Below are 21,619 nucleotides of genomic sequence, written 5' to 3'. Positions count from 1 at the left end.
GCAGAAACGGTCGCCATTCCTCATGGATGGCGACCGTTTCTGCGCTCTCGCGGGCTCAGATGCCCATCGGGCCGCCGCCACGGCGCGGAACGCCGCCGGTGCCCTCCGCGAGGCCCCTGGCGCGTTCGCGCTCGACCTCCGCGTCGTTGTCGTGCGAGTGGTGTTCGTCGGCCGAGCGGGCGGCGCGGTCGCGCCGTGACACGTACCAGACGGCCGCGATCGCCAGGAGGACGAGCGCGGCGAGGATGACGATGGTGCCGATGTCCATGTGATGCTCCTCTCCTCGTCCATCGACCCTAACGAGGCCTCGGATGCACGCAACCCCCTCGCCCGACGGGCGAGGGGGTTGCGGAACGAGGGTGTGCGATCAGCCGGCGACCTGTTTGGCGCGGGCGAAGACCTTCTCGATCTCCTCGCGTCGCCCCGGCTGCTTCAGCGACAACGGCGAGGGGTGCGGAGCGTTGAAGGCGCTGTAGGTGTTGCCGAGCAGTGGCTCGACGTGCTTCCACCAGCCGTCCTGCGCATGCGGTCCGCACAGGACGACGACGCGCAGGTTCTTGAGGAGGGGCAGGAGGGCACGCAGTTCCATCGCGCCTTGGGCGACCTCGGGTGCGTTCGGCTTCTTCCGGCCGGCGCTCAGGTACCACGGCACGATGTTCCAGACCATGACGTCGTCGAAGCCGATGTCGTTCCGCAGATTCCAGAGGCTCTCGGCGATCGGGTCGTCGTTGTCGACCGAGGCGAAGCCGGATCCTGGAGCCTCGAGGCTGTCGGGAGCGAGCGTTCCCGGAGCGTCGAGGAGGATCAGCGTCTTCGCGTTGACGGCCGCGTCCGCCGGGTCGACGAGCGGGAGGACGAGGTCCGCCTGCCGCCGTCCTCGCCGGGTCATCATCGCGTCAGACCAGTCGCGCAGCGGCGCGAGTGCCGGCGACTCGGCCAGCATGCGGTGTCGTTCGGCCAGTTCGTCGGGGTCCTGCAGCCCGCGAGGGGCATCCATATGCATCTTCCGAGCGTAGCCCGTGACGGGTGCTCCGTCATCGTCTGAGCCGGTTCCGAGGCTGAAGGTGCTGCACAGGACGGTGGATTCGTGCACGTCAAGCCGGGGCGGACCGGGTTGACGCAGGCCTAGGCTGGCCAGGATGACTGACGAGCGAACCGCCCCCGACGACCGGACGAAGTGGCGCGCGTTCGCCATCTGCGTGTCGGTCGCCGCCCTCACGATCCTCGACCTCTCGAAGGTCAACGTCGGACTGCCGTCGATCGAGCAGGCGCTCGACGCCGGCCCGACCGCCCTGCAGCTGATCGTCGCCGGGTACGCCCTGGCCTTCGGTCTCATCCTCGTGCCCGCCGGGCGCTACGGCGACCTGCACTCGCGGCGTCGCATGTTCATGATCGGCCTCAGCGTGTTCGGCGCGGCCAGTCTCGCCTGCGCCGTCGCACCGAGCGTCGGGATCCTCATCGGCGGTCGGATCCTCCAGGGCATCGCCGCCGGCCTGCTGATGCCGCAGGTCATCGGGCTCATCCAGCAGTTGTTCGTGGGCAAGGAGCGTGGCCGCGCCTTCGGTCTGTTCGGAGCCATCATCGGCCTCTCGACGGCGTTCGGACCGACGCTCGGCGGTCTGCTCATCGCCATCGGCGGCCCGGAGGACGGCTGGCGACTCCTGTTCTGGATGAACGTCCCGCTCGCGATCATCCTGTTGCCGATCGCCGCCCGACTGCTGCCCAAGCAGCAGCCGCACGAGGCGGGTGCCGGGTCGCTCGACCCGGTGGGCATCGTGTTCCTCGGTCTCGCCGTGCTGTCGCTCATGCTGCCGTTCGTCCTGACGACCGGTTCCCCGGACGACGACCCGTCGCGCTGGTGGCTCCTGGTCGCGTTCGCCGTCTTCGCCGGTCTCTTCGCCTGGTGGGAGGGTCGCTACCAACGCGCCGGGAAGACACCCGTCGTCGACTTCTCGTTGTTCAAGCTCGGCAGCTATCGCAACGGTGTGCTGATCTCCACGACGTACTTCGCGGCGATGCCGGCCACCTTCCTCACGCTCACGCTGTTCGTGCAGCAGGGGCTGGGGCTCGAGCCGGTCTTCGCAGGCATGATCACGATCCCCTTCGCTCTCGCCTCCGCCGTCAGCTCGTGGTTGAGCGGGCGGGTCGTCGACCGCCTCGGACGCCCCCTGGTCGTCGGCGGGCTCGTGCTGGTCGTGGTGGGGTTCAGTCTCAACTCGCTCCTCGCGTTCATCACACCCCCGGAGATCACGCCGTACGCGATGGGTGCCGCGATGCTGCTCGCCGGCATCGGCGGCGGCGCGGTGATCTCTCCCAACCAGACGCTGATGCTCGCGGACATCCCCGTGGCCTCCGGTGGTGTCGCCGGATCGATCGGTCAGCTCGGCCAGCGCATCGGCACCGCGGTGGGGCTCGCCGCCGCGACGGCGACGTTCTACGCGACGGTGTACTCCGAGAACGACGGCGGTGCCTCGGGTGCGTCGCTCGACGTCTATCACGACGCGTATCGCAACAGCACCCTCGTCACGATCGGCTTCGTGGTCGTGGCGCTCGTCTTCGCGCTGCTCGACGCCCGTTCGCGGAAGGTCGCCGCCGCCTCACCCGATTCCTCCAAGTAGGAGTGACCTGAGTCAGGGGTAGCCTCGGTGTCGGCGTTCTGATCGACCGCGCCGAGAATTGGGTCGATCACCCGAATTCGGGGTGTCCCCGACGCGCTGCGTCGAGCACTCCACTAACCTCACGACATGCCCTCTCCCGCCGGTGCGTCCGGAAACACGATCGGTGCGCTGCCGACCGGCGTCGCGACGGGTCTGATCCGGACGGTGACCGGGGGATCCGGCGACCGGGCGTTCGAGGTCGATGTCCCCGAAACGGCCACGAGCGTTGCGGACACGTCGGCGCACTCGCACGACGCCCTCCGCAGCTGGGACGTCGTCCGCTCCACCTTCCGCCCAGGTGAGGCACTCACTTTCGACGAGCGCTACCGGTATGCCCAGCTCCCCCTGATCGACGCCGACCACCCGCTCGCGCTCGCCGCAAGTCCTGACGGCGTCTACCGTGGCGGGCGGTACGCCGAGGCGCGCCTGGCGGTCGTCGTCCCCGTCCCGATCGAACGACTGTTCGTCGATCCGATCTTCCTGAGCTACGAGGCCGATCTCGCCTCGGCACCCTTCGCCCCCAAACTCGCCCGAGGCATCGAGCTCCGACGCGCCCACCGCTTGCACGCGACGCTCTCGTCCATCGACGCGGACTCCGGGTTCCTCGACGGGCTGCGGACGAGCGTCGGCGCGTTCACGCCCTTCCGGGTCAGGCTGGCGGGCCCCGTCATCGGCGGCTTCAACCGGGGACGCTGTTACCTCCCCGCCATCGCGGACGCCTTCGCCCCCATCCAGCGGGCCGTCGGCGGCCGTCCAGCACCGCTCGTCGGGGTGGGCCTGCACCACTTCCGCGATGAGCTCGACGCTGCCGAGACCGCGGCGCTCGCCGCATTCCTCGAGCGTTGGCGCGACGTCACCCTGTTCGAGTGGACGGTCACCGAGCTGGCGATCACCTCGACCAACGACGATCTCGTGCTCAGTGGACGCACGCTCGCGCGCATCCCGCTCCACGCGGCCGATTGACACGCCGCGTCTCCGGGGTCAGCTCGCGGTGAGTCGCCTGACCATCGGGAGGTCGGGGGTCGCCCAGTCGAGTTCGCCGAGCTGCTCGCGCGTGACCCAGCGCAGTTCGTCGTGGTCCGTGCTGTGGACCGGGGGCGCCCCGCGGAAGGTGACCTCATAGCAGGCGAGGTCGATGACGAGCTCGCCCACGGTGACGGCGGAGCGGTCCAGCAGCGCCCCCACAGCGACGTCGGCGTGGAGCTCCTCGCGCAGCTCGCGGGTCAGTGCGTCCTGCGGTTGCTCGCCGGGCTCGACCTTGCCGCCGGGGAACTCCCATAGTCCACCGGACGCCCGCCCGGGTGACCGTCGACACGCGAGTACGGTGTCGCCTCGTGAGGCAACACCCGCGACGACCTGGATCGTGGTGGTCATGATGCGCTCCCGTCCCATGGCGTCGTGGTCGGTGTCCAGGCTAGGGGACGTGGGATCGAGGACGCCCGGCGCCGCTCCACAGGCGGCTCCCCCTCGGCTGACGACAGCCTGCGTCCCGCGGCGGCGCTGTGGTCGGTGGTGCGTGCCAGACTGACAGCGATCGGAGGCGGACCAGCCCCCGCAGCAGTCGTCTCGAAAGGCACCCACCGCACCGATGTTCCTCCTCGACGGTTCCGCCATCACGAGCGCCAGCGACCTCTCCAACGCCTCCTCCTGCGAGTTCGCCTTCCTGCGCACGGTCGACGCGAAGCTCGGTCGGATCGAACCGATCGTCGAGCCCGAGGACGAGATGCTCATGCGGACCTCCAAGCTCGGCGACCAGCACGAGCTGCGCGTCCTTGAGTCGTACCGCGCCGAGTTCGGCACCGGTGTCGTCGAGCTCGACCGCCCCGACGTCCGAGACGCGGTGGCGCTCGCCGCAGCCGTCGAGTCGACGATCACGGCGTTCCGCGACGGAGCCCCGGTCGTCTTCCAGGCCGCGTTCTTCGACGGGTCGTTCATCGGCTTCGCCGACTTCATCGTTCGCCGGCCCGACGGCCGGTATCGCGTGCAGGACACCAAACTCGCGCGCTCACCGAAGGTCACCGCCCTCCTCCAGCTCGCCGCCTACGTGGAGCAGCTGGAGACGGCCGGGATCCCGGTCGACGACGACGTCGACCTCATCCTGGGAGACGGCACCGTCAGCACCCACGCGGTGGCCGACATCCTGCCGGTGTACCGTCGCCGTCGTGCGCGCCTGCTGCGGATCGTCGCCGAACGGCTCGAAGCCGACGCTCCGGTGGCCTGGGGGGCTCAGCGCTACAGCGTCTGCGGACGATGCGCGTGGTGCGACGCCGAGATCACGGCCTCACGCGACGTCCTGCTGGTGGCCGGGCTCCGGTTGACGCAGCGCGACCGCCTGCTGGCGGCCGGCATCGCCACGATCGACGATCTGGCATCGCTCACGCTCACCGGATCGACCGAGCGACCAGGGCCGCACGAGCCGTCGGGTGGCGCCGGCGGGACGGTCGACGGCATCGCCGAGAGCACGCTCGCTGCGCTGCGCGAGCAGGCGCACCTGCAGCTCGAGCCGTCACCCGCCGCCGGCGTGCCGGCGTTCCGCGTGCACGACGCCACGGCGCTCGGGCTCCTGCCGCAACCCGATCCGGGCGACGTCTTCTTCGACTTCGAGGGCGACCCGCTGTACACCGAGGGCGAGCCGGGAGACGCCCGCCGGGGCGACCGCACGAGATGGGGCATCGACTACCTGTTCGGTCTCGTCGACACCGACGGCCGGTTCCGATCCTGGTGGGCGCACGACTTCCATGAGGAGCGCACGGCCCTCATCGACTTCCTCGCCTACCTCACCGCCCGCCGTGCCGAGTTCCCGGGCATGCACGTGTACCACTACGCCGCCTATGAGCGGACGCACCTGCTCTCGCTGGCCGCCCGGCACGGGGTCGGGGAGGACACGATCGACGACCTCCTCCGCGAGGCCGTGCTGTTCGACCTCTACCCGTTCGTCCGCAAGACGGTGCGTGTCGGATCGCGGTCCTACTCGATCAAGAAGCTCGAGCCGCTCTACATGGGTGAGGAGCACCGCGACAGCGACGTCACCGACGCCGCGGCATCCATCACGGCCTACGCGGAGGCGCGCGAGCTGAGTCGGAGCGACGACCCGGAGCTCGTCGCCGAAGGCGAACGGAAGCTCGCCGAGATCGCCGAGTACAACGCGTACGACTGCGAGTCGACCCGTCGGCTGCGGAACTGGTTGCTCGACCTCGGTGCGGAACGGGGAGTGCTGCCGGGCACCTTCGTCACCGACGCACCCGAGCCCCTCGTGGACGAACCGACGCCGCTCCACGACGCGCTGACGGCGTTGGCCGGAGACCCCCTCGACCCCGAACGCTCCGACGACGCCACCGCGTATGCGCTCGCGGCGGCCGCCATCGACTACCACCGGCGCGAGCACAAGTCGTTCTGGCAGGAGCACTTCTCCCGACTCATCGCCGCGCGCGACGAGTGGGAGGACACCCGGAACGTCTTCACCGTCACCTCGGGAGTCGTCGAGCGCGACTGGTTCCGCGAGGGACGGCAGCGCAGCGACCGCCGTCACGTCCGACTCCGCGGCCGATGGGCTCCCGGCAGCAGCGTGAAGGTCGGCGCCGACCCGTTCGCGGTCTACGACCACCCGGGACCGTACACGCTCCCCCGCGCCGAGCCCGGCTCACGACCGGCCGGGCAGATCACGGTCCTCGAGGTCGACGACGACTCCCTGCTCATCCAGGAGACGCTCAAGACGGATCGTGAGCCCTACACGGAGCTGCCGGTCGCGCTCACGCCGTCTCCTCCCCCGCGACCCGGAACACAGGTCGACGCGATCGCCGAGTGGGGGCAAGCGGTCCTCGACGCCTCTCCAGGGTGGCCGGACGACGGCGTCGTCGACATCCTGCGGCGACGGCCGCCCCGCACCAGCTCGGGTGAGCCGCTCCCCCACCGCGGAGACGGGCGGACGATCGAGGACGTGACCGCCGCGTTGCTCGACCTCGACGACTCGGCGCTCGCCGTCCAGGGACCGCCCGGAACCGGCAAGACCTACGTCGCCTCGCACGTCATCACGGCCCTCGTGCAGCAACACGGCTGGCGGATCGGGGTCGTGGCGCAGTCGCACGACGTCGTCGAGAACCTCCTCGAGCGTGTGGTGAAGGCGGGGCTCTCCCCCGCGCTCGTGGCGAAGACCCTGCGATCCGGTGCCGATCCGGATGCGGAGCGCGGCTACACGGTCCTTCCGGCCAATGGTCATGGCGCGTTCATGGCCGAGCAGACCAGCGGCTTCGTCATCGGCGGGACGGCCTGGGACTTCAGCAACCCCAACCGGTTCGACCGGAGGTCGCTCGACCTGCTCGTCGTCGACGAAGCCGGTCAGTTCTCGCTCGCGTACACGATCGCGGCGAGCGTCGCCGCGCGGAACCTCCTGCTCCTGGGCGACCCGCAGCAGCTGCCGCAGGTGAGCCAGGGGACGCATCCCGAACCGATCGACACCTCTGCCCTCGGATTCGTGGCCGACGGTCGCGACGTCCTCCCTCCGGAACTCGGTTACTTCCTCCACGAGACCTGGCGGATGGATGCCGCGGTCACCGAGCCGGTCTCGCGATTGTCGTACGGTGGCGAGCTGCGGTCCGCCGCAGCGACGACGAAGCGGCGTCTGGACGGGCTCACCCCGGGGCTACACGTCGTCGAGGTCCATCACGTCGGAAACGCCACGAGTTCGCAGGAGGAGGCCGACCGCGTCGCCGACATCGTCCGGGCGAGCCTCGGGCTCCGCTGGACCGACCCCGACGGCGGACGCGTCGACGATTCGCTGGGCCAGGAGGACATCATCGTCGTCTGTCCCTACAACGCCCACGTCGCCGCGGTGCGAGCGACGCTCGACGCGGCGGGGTTCGACGCGGTGCGCGTCGGGACCGTCGACAAGTTCCAGGGACAGGAGGCCGTCATCGCGATCGTGTCCCTGGCCGCGTCCTCTCCCGCCGACGTCCCGCGGGGCATGTCCTTCCTGTTGATGAAGAACCGGCTGAACGTCGGCATCTCCCGTGCCCAGTGGGCGGCCTACCTCGTGCACTCCCCTGCACTCACCGAGTACCTGCCGGTCACGCCGGAGGGTGTCGCCGAGCTCAGCGCCTTCATCCGGTTGGTCGACGGCTTCTGACGAGCTCGGTCGAGGCGGCAGCGGGGCGGCGGTTCCGGCGGGCCGCATCCGCGCGCCCGTGCTGCGCCGCCTTCGCGAGCCATCGCCGCCGCTGCTCGTCCGTCGAGCCTTTCACCGGACCGAATCGGCTCGCTGCGACCGGCTTGATCGCGCAGAACCGGAGGGTGGTGGTGCGGAGTTGCTTCACCGTCGTGTCGCCGACGAGCGGGAGGTACCACCACGGCGAGTCGGTCGTGACGATCACCCGCCCCGAACGGCCGGCGAGGAGACCCTCGGGGAGACCGTTGGCCTTCGTCTGATAGGCGCGGCGGGGCAGCAGCAGTCGGTCGAAGAAGCCCTTGAGCAGCGCCGGTACCGATCCCCACCAGACCGGAGCGACGATCACGATGTGGTCCGCGGCGAGGATCTGCTCCCACGCGCGTTCGAGGTCGGGTTCAAGGTCCTGTCGGTGGGTGTACCCGAGGCGGAGGTTCGTGTCGAACGCGAGGTCGCGGACCGCGAGGACGGTCGCGTCGCCGTGCGCCTCGGCATAGCTCGTGGCGAGGGCGGCGCACAGCGATCCGGGGTTCGGATGGCCGTCGATGACGAGGGCGGGCATGAGGTCTCCAACAGTTGTAGGTCTGGACAGTGCCAAGAATCTGGACACTGTCCACTTCTGGCCGAAACCGACTGTACGGGTACGATGTTGCTTGTGTCAAGATCGACGACGGCTTACCACCACGGCAACCTCGGGCCGGCGCTCGAGGACGCTGCGCTCGAACTCATGCGGACGCAGGGCCATGCCACGCTGAGCCTGCGAGAGGTCGCCCGCCGTGCCGGGGTCAGTCACAACGCGCCGTACCACCACTTCGGCGACCGGACCGCGCTCCTGAAGCGGCTGAGTGAACGCGGCATGGCCGAGCTCTTGGACGCCATGCGCGAGGAGCGGGAGGCGACGGCGGGTCGAGACCCACGGGAGGCGGCCGTCCGGATCGGTTCGACGTATGTGCACTACGCGGCGCAGCATCCGGAGCGGTTCCGCCTGATCTACGACCCCGAGGTCTGTGTCCCCGGCTCACCGAGCGAGGCTATGGCGCCACTCATCGGTGGCGTCGAAGCGCTGCTCGCCGAGACGACGGCGTCGCTGGCCCCCGGCGCCGATCCGCAGGTCATCGCCGCCTTGACCACGGCGGTATGGGCCGCGGTCCACGGGCTCGCGGAACTCGTCGTCGCCGGACACATCTCCGAGGTGGAGGCCCGCCCCGCGCTCGAGGCGTTGCTCACGCGACCCTGAGGTGGCGTCTCGCATGGAGCCTGTACACGATCTTCATCCGGGAAACGGTCGGGAAGCTCAAAGGTCGTTCATGGCCGAACCAGACGATTCACTCGGATTGCGGGAGTCAGATGATCTCAGCACCCCCGCCGAGAGGAATCCCCGTGAACACCACCCCAGACCCAGAACGCTCTGAGCCACGTCCCGCGGCCGGCACGCAAGCACCGCAGCCGTCGCCCGCACCCGACCCGTACCAGCCGCCCACCGGCTCGTATCAGCCCCAGCCCGGGGTGGATGTCACTCCCCCGCCCGGCTACCCCGGCAACACGACCGGCGGCGGTCAGAGACCCGACCCCACCACTCCCTTCGGATACGCAACGGCTCCCCACGCGATGCACGGCCAGCAGCCGTCCGGTCACCCCCAGGAACCTCACGGCCCGTACGGTCGCTTCGGCGACGGCCGACACCCCTCCACGCAGCCCGGCGCGTGGCAGCCCCAACCGTACGGACAGCAGACGATCCCCCAGCCGCCGTCGACCACGGGCACCCCGGCGAGGAGGCAGCCCATCGGCTGGATCATCGCCGCCGCGACGGCCGCCACGGTCGTGTCCCTCGTGACCGGTGGCCTCGGCCTCGCCTCGCTCGCGGCCGGCGCGTTCCAGAGCGTCGCCGCCTCCTCGCAGGTGACGGAGACGGTGCCGGACGAGGGCGGTCAGAGCTTCCGCGCGCCCGGCGGTCAGCCTGGCCCGCAGCAGGCGACGCCGGATGCCGCGACGGCGAACACCCGGAGTGCCACCGCCGCGGAGTCCGTGGGCGTCGTCGACATCGACACCGAGCTGGCCTACCAGGGGGCCGCCGCCGCGGGAACCGGGATGATCCTCACCGCAGGCGGCCAGATCCTGACCAACAACCACGTCGTCGCGGGAGCGACGAGCATCGTCGTGACCGTCGTGGCGACCGGTGAGAAGTACGACGCACGCGTCGTCGGGACGGATGCCACGAACGACGTCGCGCTCCTGCAGCTCGATGGCGCCTCAGGGCTGGACACCGTCACGATCGACGACGACGGCGGCGCAGGCGTCGGTGACGCCGTCACCGGGGTCGGGAACGCGGGCGGCACGGGTGGGACGCCCAGCGCGGCGGACGGGTCCGTCACCGCCCTCGACCAGGACATCACGGTCCAGGATGAGACGACCGGGGCGGGCAAGCAGCTGACCGGATTGATCCAGACGGACGCGGACATCCAGTCGGGCGACTCCGGCGGGCCGCTCTACGACTCGGAGGGCGAGGTCGTCGGCGTCGACACCGCTGCCTCCTCCGGTGGGACCGACATCGACGGCTTCGCCATCCCGATCGACGACGCGTTGTCCATCGTCGATCAGATCCGCACCGGCGTCGAGACCGACACGGTCTCGATCGGCTACCCGGCCTTCATCGGGATCGGTCTGGCCGCGTCCGGCGCAGCCCAGACCGTGCCGGGCGCCGTGGTCGGTTCGGTGATCGAGAACACGCCGGCGGCGTCGATCGGCCTCGCAGTCGGCGATGTCATCACCGGCCTCAACGGAGCCGCCATCGACTCCGCCGAGACCCTGACCGCGACCATGGCGACGCTCCAGCCCGGCCAGACGGTGTCCGTCACCTGGACCACGGCGACGGGTGCCTCCCAGACCGCGGATGTGACGCTGATCGAGGGCCCGGTCGCCTGATCGGGCGTTCGGGACACTCGGCGGCTCCTCGGATCCGGCCCGCCGTCGGATCCGAGGAGTCGCCGACATCTGCCCAGTAGGCTCGGGAGGCGGCGCCTCGCCGCGTCCACCGGAAGGAACCGCTCGTGACCCGCTTCCTCGGAGTCGACCTCGCCTGGGGCGAGGGGACCGACTCCCGCGCGGCGAACGAATCGGGACTGGTCTGCATCGACGAGACCGGCACCGTCATCGATGCGGGCTGGGCCGTGGGGATCGACGCCGTCGTCGCCTGGATCGTCGCCACCGCCTCACCGGGCTCCGTGATCGCGGTCGATGCCCCGCTGCTCGTTCGGAACGAGACCGGCATGCGTCTCTGTGAACGTGAGGTCGGGCAGCGGTACGGGCGCTGGCAGGTCTCGGCCTACCCGTCGAACCTCCGCTTGCCCGCGCTCGGCGGTGTCGCGCTCTTCACGGCGCTGGAGGCGGCGGGGTTCCAGTACTTCGACGGCCTGAGTACGCCCGAGGCGGACGCCGTCGTGTTCTTCGAGGCCTATCCCCACACCACGCTGGTGGGTGCCGAGGAGTTCGGGTACCCGGATGCGCGGCCCCGCTACAAACGCCTCGACCCCGGTCTCCCTGTCGCCGAGCGACGGCGACGCCGCGCGGAGGTCTGCGACGACCTCGTCTCGCGCCTGCAGGCGCTGACTTCGGCCACACCACCACTCGACCTCGACACCCACCCGGTGACGGCGCACCTCATCGCGGAACCCTCGCCGCTGAAGGAATCGGCGCACAAGCACCGTGAGGACCTCATCGACGCTGCCATCTGCGCGTGGACGGCATCCGCCTGGTTCTGCTGGGGGCTCGAACGGTTCCAGATCCTCGGCGCCTCGGATGCTCCGGACGACCGTGGGCGTGTCCCGTCGCTCCTCGCCATGGCGCGAGCCGAACAGCGCTCGAAACCGAACATTCCCATATCGGCATATATCACTTCGGCTCCACAACCGGCATCCTTGCAGCCAGTGGAGCCGGTCGCACGGCAAGCCACAACAGTTCACGATCTCGATGAAGGACATATGAAGAAGAAGGAATACGCCCAGAACGACGCTCCGGCGGAATCGAACACGATCGAGTTCGTCCCCGGTGGAGCGGCGAACGCCGACGCGTCACCCGCGGCCTCGACGCGAGCGCCCTCCCCCGCTCCGACGACCGTCGAACTCCTGCGCAGTGCCACCTGGCACCTCGAACACGCCCGGGTGGTGGGCCACCCCGACGACGTCGAGTTCGAAGCTGCGAGGTCCGCGCTTGCGGAAGCGGTCTTCGACCTCGAACACGTCCAGTACGGCGAGACGACTCGGGGCTAGGGCACCCGTCAGGCGGGTCCTGAGTCCGATCGGCGCCGTGTCTCGCGGTCCGCGCGCGCGCGTCGCTCGAGGAGGTCGTTGCGAACCCAGCGGATCACCAGCGACATGGCGAGGGACAGGAACAGGAACGCCGCCGCGCCCAGGGCGTAGGAGATGAAGTCCGTCGGGATGAACGTCGTGCCGAGCACGAGCGCCGAGGGCGGCCACTGGTCCGCGAGTGCGGCGGGAACCCCTGTGGCCTGGAAGCACTCGATCGCCGCCGAGAAGCCGAAGGCGCCGAGGGCGATCTGCCACAGCGGACGCCGTGGGGCGGCGAAAGCCAGGAGGAGCGCGACGAGCACGGTGTACAGCGCGTTGGTCACGGGGTTCGCCCAGGCTGCCGCCACCGACCAGTGCACCGTCAGGCCGGCGACGATCGTGATGATGGCTGCGCCGAGGAGCAGCGCGCGCTTGAGCGAGGTGGCGGGGCGTGGCCCCTCGTCCGTCTGGTCGGGTGCGTCGGTCATGCCTTCGTCCTCCGGGTGCGTCGTTGTCGCCCACGAGCCCAGTCGCGGGCCTCGGTTCCGGAGAGGGCGAGGATGATGGAACAGTCGACCGCGAAGCCGATCAGGTTGGTCTGCAGCGTCAATCCGCCGGCGCCCGCCAGGTAGGTCGTAGCGAGCGTGGCGATGGACGTCGAGCTGAACGCCATGGCGAGCAGGCGCGCGAGGTTGCCTCCACGATGGACCCGCCAGGCGAGGACGAGGTAACAGAGCGTCACCACGGCCGACAGGGCCAGTATGGCCCCGACGACCCACGGGATGAGGACGACGTCGTCAGCCGTCGCAGCCGTCGCGCGGGCCTCCGCGATGACCTGCTTCCAATCGGAGACCAGGAGGACGCCGGAGAGCACGGTGGACAGTGCCGCGACGACCATGAGGACCACACCGACGGTGGTGTCCAGGGGTCGCGGCTCGCCGGCACGGATGAGGGAGCGCGTCGGGGGAGCGTCGGCGGCCGGCAGGGTCGCCGCGGGCGGCACGACCACGGCGCTGAGATCGATGATCGGCAGGTCGCCGTCGGTGACGATCGCGTCGCCTCCGCCGTTCCGCGAGTGGTACCCAGTGGAGAAGTTGTCGATCACGGACCTCGACGCCCCGAGGTCCGCAGCCTCGATGGACGCGACGATGTGATCACGTTCGTCGTCGACGTCATCGGCGATCCGGTGGGTCACCTGCAGTGTGAAGATGCTGATGCCGACCGATCGGTCGTACGTCCCGGCGGCCAGCCAATCCGCCTGGTACCCGCCCGGGAGCAACCAGCCCGCCGGGGTCGGCCAGAACCGGACGTGGTGCCGCTTGCCCGGGCTCCCGTCGACCTCCTGCTGGTAGCAGAACGCCTGGCGACGACCGAACAGGTAGAGCGACGAGACGGGCGCCTCGGAGTAGCTGCGCCTGGTCAGCGTCGACGTCACGATCCGGAGGTTCGCACGGAGGCCGAGGTCGTCGGCGAGCGTCCAACCCGCCGAGAGCATCGCCGTGTGGATCTGCTCCTCCCGACCTCGGAGGCCGAGGTTCACGGGATCGCCGAGGATGCCTTCACGCGTGCGGGTCCGCCCGATGAAGTAGTCGGGCAGATAGACGCGGGAGAGCACCGTGTGGAGGCGGGGGAGGATCAGGTAGGCGATGACGAGGTAGATGACGAGGATGAACCAGGCCTGGGCCCAACCGCGGGCGAACGCCTCGGTGAGCAACACGTACGCCAGGAAGACGGCCGCAGCCGTGCCGAAGGCGAAGAACCAACCGTCGACGATGCGTGCGATTCGACCGCGACGATCTTCGGACAGGCCGCTTGCCGGCCCGATGAGGTCGCTGCGGGTCTTCGTCACCCGTCCAGGGTAGGGCCTGGTGCATCCACGTGCCGGGTGCGTGGGTGGTGGGAGGATGGTGGGATGGACTCCGTCGCCCACATCACCGACCTCGCCGACTTCATCGTCGCCTCGCCCACCTCGTATCACGCGGTCGCGGAGGGTGCTCGGCGCCTCACGGCGGCCGGCTTCACCCGGCGGCTCGAGACCGAGTCCTGGGACGGTGGCGCCGGCCGGTTCTTCGTCGAACGCGAGGGCGCGGTGATCGCCTGGGTGCAGCCCGCGCAAGCCCACGCCACGACGCCGTTCCGCATCCTCGGCTCGCACACGGACTCGCCGAGCTTCAAACTCAAGCCGAAGCCGACGACCGGCGCGCACGGGTGGCTGCAGGCCGGGGTGGAGGTCTACGGCGGACCGCTCCTCAACTCCTGGCTCGACCGTGAGCTCGAACTCGCCGGACGCCTGGTGACGCTCGACGGGACCGTGCACCTCGTCCGGACCGGTCCGTTCCTCCGTATCCCGCAGCTCGCCGTGCACCTCGATCGAAGCGCCAACGACGGCCTCGTCCTCGATCGCCAGCGCCACCTGCAGCCGGTCTACGGGGTCGGTGACCTCGCCGGCGCCGACGTGCTCGCGCATCTTGCAGGGATCGCCGGCATCGACGCGTCGATGGTCGCCGGGTACGACGTGCTCGTCGCCGACACCCAGGAGCCCCGGCGATTCGGTCTCGACGGTCAGTTGTTCGCCGCCGGCCGGATGGACAACCTGACCTCGGTCCACGCTGGACTCGTGGCGTTGCTGGCCGCGAGCGACGGGGGAGCGACGGACGAGGCCGGACACATCACGGTCTTCGCCGCCTTCGACCACGAGGAGCTCGGTTCGGCCTCGACCTCCGGTGCCAGCGGTCCGTTCCTCGACGACGTCCTCACCCGCATCGGCGCGTCGCTCGGCGCGACGACGTCCGAACGACTCCAGGCGTACGCCGCCTCCTGGTGCCTGTCCGCCGACGCCGGGCACGCGATCCACCCGAACTACCCGGAACGCCACGACCCGGCCAACCGGCCGATCGCCGGTGGTGGTCCACTGCTCAAGATCAACGCGAACCAGTGCTACGCCACGGACGCCCTCGGGGCCGCGTTGTGGGCGCGGAGCTGCGCCGCGGCCGGAGTGGTCTCGCAGGACTTCGTGTCGAACAACACGGTGCCGTGCGGCTCGACCATCGGCCCGCTCACTGCGACGCGACTCGGCATCCGGACGGTCGACGTCGGGACGCCGCTGCTGTCGATGCACTCCGCCCGCGAGCTGTGCCACATCGACGACCCGACCGCTCTGAGCGCAGCGGTCCAGGCGTTCTTCCGGGGCGCCTGAGCCACGCCGCAGCGAGAGATCCGCGTCGGAACAGGACGCCGCGAGGCGGACGGTCCTGCTGCGACGCTGATCTCCTGCTGCGGGGCCGGGCTCAGCCCAGTTCGCGCAGCCGCAGACGACGTCCGTCGGGGCTCGCGTCCGGGTTCACCTCGACGAGGTCCGAGCGCGAGTTGATGAAGTCGCTGAACGAGCGGTAGCCGAGCGGCTTCTCCTTGAACGCCGGATCCATACGGATCATCTGGTTCTTCACCTCGGCGTTCAGCAGCCAGTCCTCGTCGTCGTTCTTCGCGTGCACGAGGCGGAGCGCCCGCACGAGGAGCTCGGTCGCCGCACGCTGTGCGTCGGGGCCGGAGGGGTCCGCGGTCTCGTCGTCGGTGTCGTCCAGGTCGTCGGCGTCACGGTGGCTGAAGACCGGCTCGGTGAAGAGGCCGCCGATCCGCGGAGGTGTCTGGGCGACCGGAGCTTCGGCCGTCGGCGTGGACCCGGACGAGGCGCGACGACGCCCGCCGGACTTGGGCGTGGACTTCGGTGTCTCCTCAGCCGAGACCTCAGCCGTGTTCTCGACGGCGGCAGGGGTCCGGGGCGTGCGCGTGACGACCGGGCGGACGATCCCAGGGATGTCGTCGTAGTCGGAGAACTCGTCACACGCCGCCATGAGCGCACGACTCGTCGCACCGGCGACACCGATCCCGATCACGTGGCGTCCGAGGCGTCGGCAGCGCTGCGCGAGGGAGATGTAGTCCGAGTCGCCGGCGACGATCACGATGTGCGTGAGGTCGGGGAGGCGGAAGAGGTCCTCGACGACGTCGACGGCGAGGCGGATGTCGGCACCGTTCTTCATCGCCTTCGTCGTGGGGAACATCTGCGTCAGGTCGACCGCGCGGTCCACGAGGTCCTTCTGGTACGCGGAGTTGACCGGCTCGGACCAGTCGGCGTAGGAACGGCTGATGACGATGTTCCCGAACGACGAGGTGTAGTCGAGGATGGCGCCCACGTCGACCCGCGCGGCCTGCAGACGCTCGGAGATCTCGTCGCCTTCGGGTGCGGCGGAGGGCACGTGGGACCGCGCGCGATCCCGGCTGAACGCCGCCTTCCCGTAGAGCTGGTTGTAGCGCGAGATGACGATGTTGTCGAAGTCGATGTAGACCGCGACTCTGGGCGTTCCGGTTTCTGCCATGACTCCATCATCCTCTGGTGGCCTGCGAATCGGCGACTTCAGTCCTCCACAGACCGGCTTGTGGGGGCTCCTCTCCACCGCTGCTGCGCCGGCCAGGCCGTGACCGACCTGGGCTGCGTACCGTGGTCGCATGCCCAGTCACGCCGTCGACATCTTCAGCCCAGGGTCGCAACCAAAGTTATACCCGGTTATACTCTGACCTGTGAAGACCGCCATCTCGTTGCCCGATGAACTGTTCACCCGCGTCGAGGCTCGCGCCGCCGAGCTCGGTGTCAACCGGTCCGAATTCTTCGCAGCGGCGGCGAGTCGGTATCTCGACGAGACCGATGCCGCCGGTCTCACTGCCGCAGTGGACACCGCGCTGCGGCACGCGGGAGTCGCTTCGGCGGAGGAAGTGCGGGGCGTCGCCGCGGCCGGACGCGACCGCCTTGCCGCACTCACTGCGGGTGACGATTGGTGATCCGCCGCGGTGACATCCGGTGGGTCGATCTCGGCCCTCGCGAACGGGGGAGTGCGCCCGCCGGGCGGCGCCCGGTCGTCGTCGTCCAACATGACGCCTACACGCGGAGCGCACTCCGAACCGTGATCGTCGCGGTCGTCACGTCGAACACAGCGCTCGCCGAGCTCCCGGGCAACGTGTTCCTCCCTGCGACGGCTTCCGGACTGCCGAAGGACTCGGTCGTGAACACCACGCAGCTGCTCACCCTCGATGAGGACGACCTCGGTCCGGCCGCCGGAAGGGTGCCCGTCACCCTGTCACTGGACCTGGACGCGGGGCTCCGTCGAGTGCTGAACCTCTGAGGTGGTGCCGGGTCGACCGGCTCAGAGGTGGCCGGTGAGCTTCCCGTGGAAGGCGGAGCTGCGTTCGTCGAGTCCGGTGAACACGACCTGCTTGCCGTGTGCGGCGTACTTCTCCTGCACGGCGTCGAGGACGGCGACGCTCGAGGCGTCCCAGATCTGCGAGGCGGTGAAGTCGACGACGACGTCCGCGGGATCGGCCGCGTAGTCGAACTGTTCGACCAGGTCGTTGCTGCTGCCGAAGAACAGGGGGCCGATGACGCTGTACCGGACGGAGGCGGCGTCGTCCGCGAGGACCCGGCGGACGCGGATCACGTGAGCCACGCGCCGCGCGAAGAGCACCATCGCGAGGACGGCTCCTGCAGCGACGCCGATCGCGAGGTTGTGGGTGATGACGACCACCGCGACGGTCACCACCATCACGACCGTCTCGGGGATCGGCATCCGTCGCAGGGTCGCCGGGCGCACGCTGTGCCAGTCGACGGTCTTGATGGCGACGATCATCATCACGGCCGCCAGCGCGACCATCGGGATCTGCGCCATCACCGGGCTGAGCGCGGTCACGAGCAGCAGGAGGAAGACGCCGGCGACGAAGGTGGAGATCCGCGTCCGAGCGCGCCCCAGTTTGACGTTCACGACCGTCTGACCGATCATCGCGCAACCGGCGATCCCGCCGTACCACCCGGCCAGGATGTTGGCGACGCCGAGGGCCCACGATTCGCGCCCCTTCGACGACGTCGTGTCGGTGATGTCATCGACGAGCTTCGCGGTGAGGAGGGTCTCCATGAGCCCCACGAACGCGACGCTCAGCGCGGTCGGCCAGATGATGCCGAGCGTCTCGAGGTTCAGCGGAACGAGCAGCGCGGTCAGCCCGGGGAGGCCACCGGAGACGTCACCCTGGTCGCCGACGGTCGGTACGGCGGCGTGCGCGATCATCGTGATCGCGGTGACGACGACGATGGCGACGAGCGGCGCCGGCACTGCGGTCGTGAGCTTGGGGAGCAGCAGGACGATCAGCACCGTGACGACGAACAGCGGGTAGACGAGCCACGGGACGCCGAGGAGGTGGGGGACCTGGGCGACGAAGATGAGGATGCCGAGCGCGTTGACGAAGCCGATCATCACCGAGCGGGGGATGAACCGCATGAGCCGGGAGAGACCGGTCACGCCGAACACGATCTGGATGAGGCCAGCGAGGATGACGGCGGGGAGCAGGTACTCCACGCCGTGTTCCTTGACGAGCGGCGCGACGACGAGGGCGACGGCTCCCGCGGCGGCAGTGATCATCGCCGGACGCCCGCCGAGGATCGACATCGAGATCGCGAGCACGACGGACGCGATGAGGCTGACTTTCGGGTCGACGCCCGCGATGATCGAGAAGGAGATGACCTCGGGGATGAGCGCCAGCGTCGTCACGATCCCGGCGAGGATCTCGACACTGAAGGCCCTGGGGTTCCGCAGGGTCGCGATGACGCCGGGGCTCGGGCGGACGGCGGTGCGCATGGGGGCGTCGGGCTGACTCACCGTGCAAGCCTAGGCTCGTTCGCAACGCAGGACGCACCGGACGTGTCGCCGCTCGCGCCGGAGGGGCGCGCCGCGACACGCGACGACCGTCCTGAGTTGTGAACCGAGGATCAGCTCCGCAACCAGGCCTCGAGACCGTCTGCGCTGATCGGGAGTGCTGCGGAGAGGACCTCGTGGCCGGTGGCGGTCACGAGCAGGTCGTCCTCGATGCGGACGCCGATACCGCGCAGCTCCGGCGGGACGGTGAGGTCGTTCGCGTGGAAGTAGAGACCGGGCTCGACGGTCAGGACGGCGCCCGGCTGCAACGGCTCGTCGAGGTACCGCTCGTCGCCGATGCGGGCGCAGTCGTGCACGTCGAGTCCGAGGTGGTGGCCGGTGCCGCTCGGCAGGTAGCGGCGGTGCTGCTGGCCGTTCGGCGACATCGCCTCGTCGACCGACACCTGCAGGATGCCGAGGTCGCGGAGGCTCGTGGCGATCTGCTCGTAGGCCGTGTTCCGCATGTCGATGAACGACCGGCCGGGGCCGACCTGCGACATCGCGGCGCGATGGGCCCGCTCGACGTGGTCGTGGACCTCGCGCTGCGCCGCGGTGTAGGACCCGCTCGCGGGGAAGGTCCTCGTCACGTCGGCGGTGTACAGGGAGCGGGCTTCGACACCGGCGTCCATGAGGATGAGGTGCTCGGGGAGGACCGGACCGTCGCAGCGCGTCCAGTGCAGCGTGGGAGCGTGTGGTCCGCTGCCGATGATGGTCGAGTACCCGACGCCGTTGCCGAAGGTGCGGGCGTGGCGCTCGAAGGTCGACTGCAACCAGCGTTCTCCGCCGAACTCGATGGCGGCGGGCAGTTCGCGTGCGACGGAGCGGAACCCGCCGACCGTGGCGTCCACCGCGGCACGGAGCTGCGCGATCTCCCAGTCGTCCTTGACGAGCTTCGCGGCGGACAGGGCGACGAGGAGCTCCCGCGACGCCGCGAGTCGACCGTCGACGCGAGGCTCCGGAGCACCCGCGCGGAGGGCGTCGGCGGGGACGAGCGCGAGGGCCTCGTCGAGCACCTCGAGGGAGCGGACCTCGATACCGAGCGCCTCGGCCCACTGGGGGAGTCCGGCGGACGGGCCGATCCAGAGCTCGCCGCGCATGGCGTCGGCGTAGAACGCCTCCTCACCGGGACCGACGGGTTCGGCGAGGTACAGCGTCGCGTCGTGACCACCAGTGGTCGGCCGCATGACGAGGACCGCGCCCTCCGCCTGACAGGAGGTGACCCACACGAAGTCGCTGTCCGGACGGAACGGGAACTCGGTGTCGTTCGCGCGCGTCACGGCGCGTCCTGCGGTGATCACGAGCCAGCGGCCGGGGAACTGGGCGCTGATGGCGTCACGGTGACGCCCGGCGGCTGCGCCGGCCCCCTCGGCGAGGTCGACGGAGCGGTCCACCGCGCCCCAGCCCGTCGCGAGGTACTCGCGGAACGCGTCGTCCCGGGGGAGTGGCTGGGTGCGGGGGTCGCGGAACTGGAGGCTGTCTGGACACATGGAGATCAGTAAGCCACCAGCGGCGGACGCCGTCAAGCTGTGGCAGTCGGAGCCAGCGGAACATCCCGTCCGTACCGTCGGATCCGGCGTTTCGTCCTGTCCGACCGGCTCAGGTGACGGACGGGATGGACGGATCGTCGGCAGGTTGACACCTGTTCGGACGCCTCCGCAGAATGACGGCATGACAGGAACCGCCGACACCGGCACCAGCGCCGCGCTCGATTTCAACCTCGATGCGAAGGTGTTCGACATGGTGTCGTCGTCCGCGAGCGTCGTCGACGCCGACGCGCCCACGCGATTCGTCTACCACGAGACGCACGGCGTGCTGTGGGGCGAATACGTCGGCGACACCGTCTCTGTCGGACGGTTCTGCGGGGTGCGCACCGGCGAACGCATCGACATCTCGTTCGTGCACCGCAACCGTGCCGGCGACCTGACGACGCGCGGCGAAGCGAGCTCGATCATCTCCCGCGCCGAGGACGGCTCGTTCATCCTCACCGAGGACTTCATCGGCCCGGACGGTCAGTCGCACGTCAGCGTCTGTCGGGAGATCGCCGCCGCCTGAGCCCGTCAGGATCGGTGCGCCACCGCCGGCGGGTCAGCGTCCGCGGCGCTCCGGCACCCGCTGGGCGCGCTCGTCGCTCGTTCGGACGAACCGCGTCATGCCGAAGCGCTCGCCGGAGTCCTCGACGCTCGTGCGTTCGGACCTCGTCATGCGGAGCGACACGTTCGACCGCTCCTCGTCCATGAGGAAGACGGTCGTCGTCGCCTTGATGGACGGCCACTGTGCGAGCCGGGTGGCGACCAGTTCGTGGATCGCCGCCACGTCGGGGGCCCGGATCAGCATCATCGCGTCGTGCTCGCCGGTCGTGACGGCGAAGTACTCCAGCTCCGGGACCGAGGACAACCGCGCGCGGAAGTCCGCCCACTGACTCTGGCGCAGCGTGATGAAGACCATCGCCGCGACGCCGAGCCCGACCGTGGCCGGCTCGATCTCCGCGTGGACCCCCTTCAGGACGCCCGCGCGGAGCATCGCCTCGTAGCGTGAGTAGGCGTTCGAGCGGGAGATCCCGAGTTCCTCGGCGAGTGCGGCGACCGAAGCCCGGCCGTCCTCTCGGAGCAGCTCCAACATGCGGATGTGGGTGTCGTCGAGTTGCATCGATTGCTCCAAACGTCCAGATTCAGCGGTGGTCCTGGCGGTCGTTTGAGAGAATATGGCAGATTCGCCGCGAAATCGAGACAATTATTCTTTGGTAACGGCTTGTGGATTGACGAATGATCGCGTATCGCACTACTTTCAGCT

Annotated in this window: 20 protein-coding genes; 10 read left to right on the top strand and 10 right to left on the bottom strand. The window is 69.7% G+C overall.

Annotation, left to right across the window (positions count from 1 at the left end):
• Nucleotides 1–55: 55 nt before the first annotated feature.
• Together QRN19_RS15615 and QRN19_RS15610 are read right to left on the bottom strand one after the other, a co-directional pair.
• Nucleotides 56–268: a hypothetical protein gene (locus QRN19_RS15615; RefSeq protein ID WP_285028104.1), complete on the bottom strand. Its 213-nt coding sequence runs from the start codon at nucleotides 266–268 to the stop codon at nucleotides 56–58.
• 99 nt (nucleotides 269–367) lie between these two features.
• Nucleotides 368–1,003 carry a uracil-DNA glycosylase gene (locus tag QRN19_RS15610; protein ID WP_285028102.1) on the bottom strand — a complete coding sequence of 212 codons (636 nt, stop codon included), beginning with the start codon at nucleotides 1,001–1,003 and terminating at the stop codon, nucleotides 368–370.
• A 136-nt stretch (nucleotides 1,004–1,139) separates the two neighbouring features.
• Here QRN19_RS15610 and QRN19_RS15605 point away from each other — a divergent pair, with 136 nt between their 5' ends.
• Both QRN19_RS15605 and QRN19_RS15600 read left to right on the top strand, forming a co-directional pair.
• Nucleotides 1,140–2,618: an MFS transporter gene (locus QRN19_RS15605; RefSeq protein ID WP_285028100.1), complete on the top strand. Its 1,479-nt coding sequence runs from the start codon at nucleotides 1,140–1,142 to the stop codon at nucleotides 2,616–2,618.
• Nucleotides 2,619–2,744: 126 nt separating this feature from the next.
• The gene (locus QRN19_RS15600) at nucleotides 2,745–3,620 is read left to right on the top strand and encodes a hypothetical protein (RefSeq protein WP_285028099.1); all 876 of its coding nucleotides are present in this window, start codon (nucleotides 2,745–2,747) and stop codon (nucleotides 3,618–3,620) included.
• A gap of 18 nt (nucleotides 3,621–3,638) precedes the next feature.
• Here QRN19_RS15600 and QRN19_RS15595 read toward each other — a convergent pair whose 3' ends face one another.
• Nucleotides 3,639–4,031, bottom strand: coding sequence for a (deoxy)nucleoside triphosphate pyrophosphohydrolase (locus QRN19_RS15595; RefSeq protein ID WP_285028098.1), 393 nt, complete (start codon nucleotides 4,029–4,031; stop codon nucleotides 3,639–3,641).
• Nucleotides 4,032–4,245: 214 nt separating this feature from the next.
• On the opposite strand from QRN19_RS15595, the gene QRN19_RS15590 reads away from it, so the two are divergent.
• Nucleotides 4,246–7,779: a TM0106 family RecB-like putative nuclease gene (locus QRN19_RS15590; RefSeq protein ID WP_285028096.1), complete on the top strand. Its 3,534-nt coding sequence runs from the start codon at nucleotides 4,246–4,248 to the stop codon at nucleotides 7,777–7,779.
• On the opposite strand, the gene QRN19_RS15585 is transcribed toward QRN19_RS15590, so the two are convergent.
• Entirely contained in the window at nucleotides 7,754–8,377 is a 624-nt protein-coding gene (locus QRN19_RS15585; RefSeq protein WP_285028094.1) for an NAD(P)H-dependent oxidoreductase, read from the bottom strand. The genes QRN19_RS15590 and QRN19_RS15585 overlap by 26 nt on opposite strands.
• Before the next feature lie 93 nt (nucleotides 8,378–8,470).
• Between QRN19_RS15585 and QRN19_RS15580 the strand changes: the two genes are divergently transcribed.
• The 3 genes from QRN19_RS15580 to QRN19_RS15570 all read left to right on the top strand — a co-directional run bounded on the left by QRN19_RS15580 (nucleotide 8,471) and on the right by QRN19_RS15570 (nucleotide 12,080).
• Nucleotides 8,471–9,052, top strand: coding sequence for a TetR/AcrR family transcriptional regulator (locus tag QRN19_RS15580; protein ID WP_285028092.1), 582 nt, complete (start codon nucleotides 8,471–8,473; stop codon nucleotides 9,050–9,052).
• Between the two features lie 371 nt (nucleotides 9,053–9,423).
• Nucleotides 9,424–10,737, top strand: coding sequence for a S1C family serine protease (locus QRN19_RS15575; protein ID WP_285028090.1), 1,314 nt, complete (start codon nucleotides 9,424–9,426; stop codon nucleotides 10,735–10,737).
• A 125-nt stretch (nucleotides 10,738–10,862) separates the two neighbouring features.
• The gene (locus QRN19_RS15570) at nucleotides 10,863–12,080 is read left to right on the top strand and encodes a DUF429 domain-containing protein (protein WP_285028089.1); all 1,218 of its coding nucleotides are present in this window, start codon (nucleotides 10,863–10,865) and stop codon (nucleotides 12,078–12,080) included.
• An 8-nt stretch (nucleotides 12,081–12,088) separates the two neighbouring features.
• On the opposite strand, the gene QRN19_RS15565 is transcribed toward QRN19_RS15570, so the two are convergent.
• Together QRN19_RS15565 and QRN19_RS15560 are read right to left on the bottom strand one after the other, a co-directional pair.
• Nucleotides 12,089–12,586 carry a ribosomal maturation YjgA family protein gene (locus QRN19_RS15565; RefSeq protein ID WP_285028088.1) on the bottom strand — a complete coding sequence of 166 codons (498 nt, stop codon included), beginning with the start codon at nucleotides 12,584–12,586 and terminating at the stop codon, nucleotides 12,089–12,091.
• On the bottom strand, nucleotides 12,583–13,947 hold the full coding sequence (locus QRN19_RS15560; protein WP_285028086.1) for an LssY C-terminal domain-containing protein: 1,365 nt from the start codon (nucleotides 13,945–13,947) through the stop codon (nucleotides 12,583–12,585). The genes QRN19_RS15565 and QRN19_RS15560 overlap by 4 nt, the downstream gene beginning before the upstream one ends.
• A gap of 63 nt (nucleotides 13,948–14,010) precedes the next feature.
• Between QRN19_RS15560 and QRN19_RS15555 the strand changes: the two genes are divergently transcribed.
• Nucleotides 14,011–15,294, top strand: coding sequence for a M18 family aminopeptidase (locus tag QRN19_RS15555; protein ID WP_285028085.1), 1,284 nt, complete (start codon nucleotides 14,011–14,013; stop codon nucleotides 15,292–15,294).
• A 91-nt stretch (nucleotides 15,295–15,385) separates the two neighbouring features.
• On the opposite strand, the gene QRN19_RS15550 is transcribed toward QRN19_RS15555, so the two are convergent.
• A complete protein-coding gene (locus QRN19_RS15550; RefSeq protein WP_285028084.1) occupies nucleotides 15,386–16,471 on the bottom strand; it encodes an NYN domain-containing protein in 1,086 nt (361 codons plus the stop codon).
• Between the two features lie 202 nt (nucleotides 16,472–16,673).
• Between QRN19_RS15550 and QRN19_RS15545 the strand changes: the two genes are divergently transcribed.
• Complete coding sequence (locus QRN19_RS15545; protein WP_285028083.1) at nucleotides 16,674–16,931, top strand: CopG family ribbon-helix-helix protein; 258 nt, start codon at nucleotides 16,674–16,676, stop codon at nucleotides 16,929–16,931.
• Entirely contained in the window at nucleotides 16,928–17,272 is a 345-nt protein-coding gene (locus tag QRN19_RS15540; protein ID WP_285028082.1) for a type II toxin-antitoxin system PemK/MazF family toxin, read from the top strand. Before QRN19_RS15545 ends, QRN19_RS15540 begins: the two co-directional genes overlap by 4 nt.
• Nucleotides 17,273–17,293: 21 nt before the next feature.
• On the opposite strand, the gene QRN19_RS15535 is transcribed toward QRN19_RS15540, so the two are convergent.
• Entirely contained in the window at nucleotides 17,294–18,772 is a 1,479-nt protein-coding gene (locus QRN19_RS15535) for a SulP family inorganic anion transporter (protein ID WP_285028273.1), read from the bottom strand.
• Nucleotides 18,773–18,903: 131 nt separating this feature from the next.
• Entirely contained in the window at nucleotides 18,904–20,316 is a 1,413-nt protein-coding gene (locus QRN19_RS15530; RefSeq protein WP_285028081.1) for an aminopeptidase P family protein, read from the bottom strand.
• A gap of 181 nt (nucleotides 20,317–20,497) precedes the next feature.
• Here QRN19_RS15530 and QRN19_RS15525 point away from each other — a divergent pair, with 181 nt between their 5' ends.
• On the top strand, nucleotides 20,498–20,881 hold the full coding sequence (locus tag QRN19_RS15525; protein ID WP_285028080.1) for an avidin-fold protein: 384 nt from the start codon (nucleotides 20,498–20,500) through the stop codon (nucleotides 20,879–20,881).
• A 33-nt stretch (nucleotides 20,882–20,914) separates the two neighbouring features.
• Here QRN19_RS15525 and QRN19_RS15520 read toward each other — a convergent pair whose 3' ends face one another.
• On the bottom strand, nucleotides 20,915–21,475 hold the full coding sequence (locus tag QRN19_RS15520) for an Lrp/AsnC family transcriptional regulator (protein ID WP_079003723.1): 561 nt from the start codon (nucleotides 21,473–21,475) through the stop codon (nucleotides 20,915–20,917).
• Nucleotides 21,476–21,619 lie beyond the last annotated feature (144 nt).

Origin of the sequence: Plantibacter sp. ME-Dv--P-122b, from assembly GCF_030209375.1 — a bacterium.
Lineage (GTDB): Bacteria > Actinomycetota > Actinomycetes > Actinomycetales > Microbacteriaceae > Plantibacter.
The sequence above is the reverse complement of the archived record's forward strand: the minus strand, read 5'-3'. Positions and strand labels throughout refer to the sequence as shown.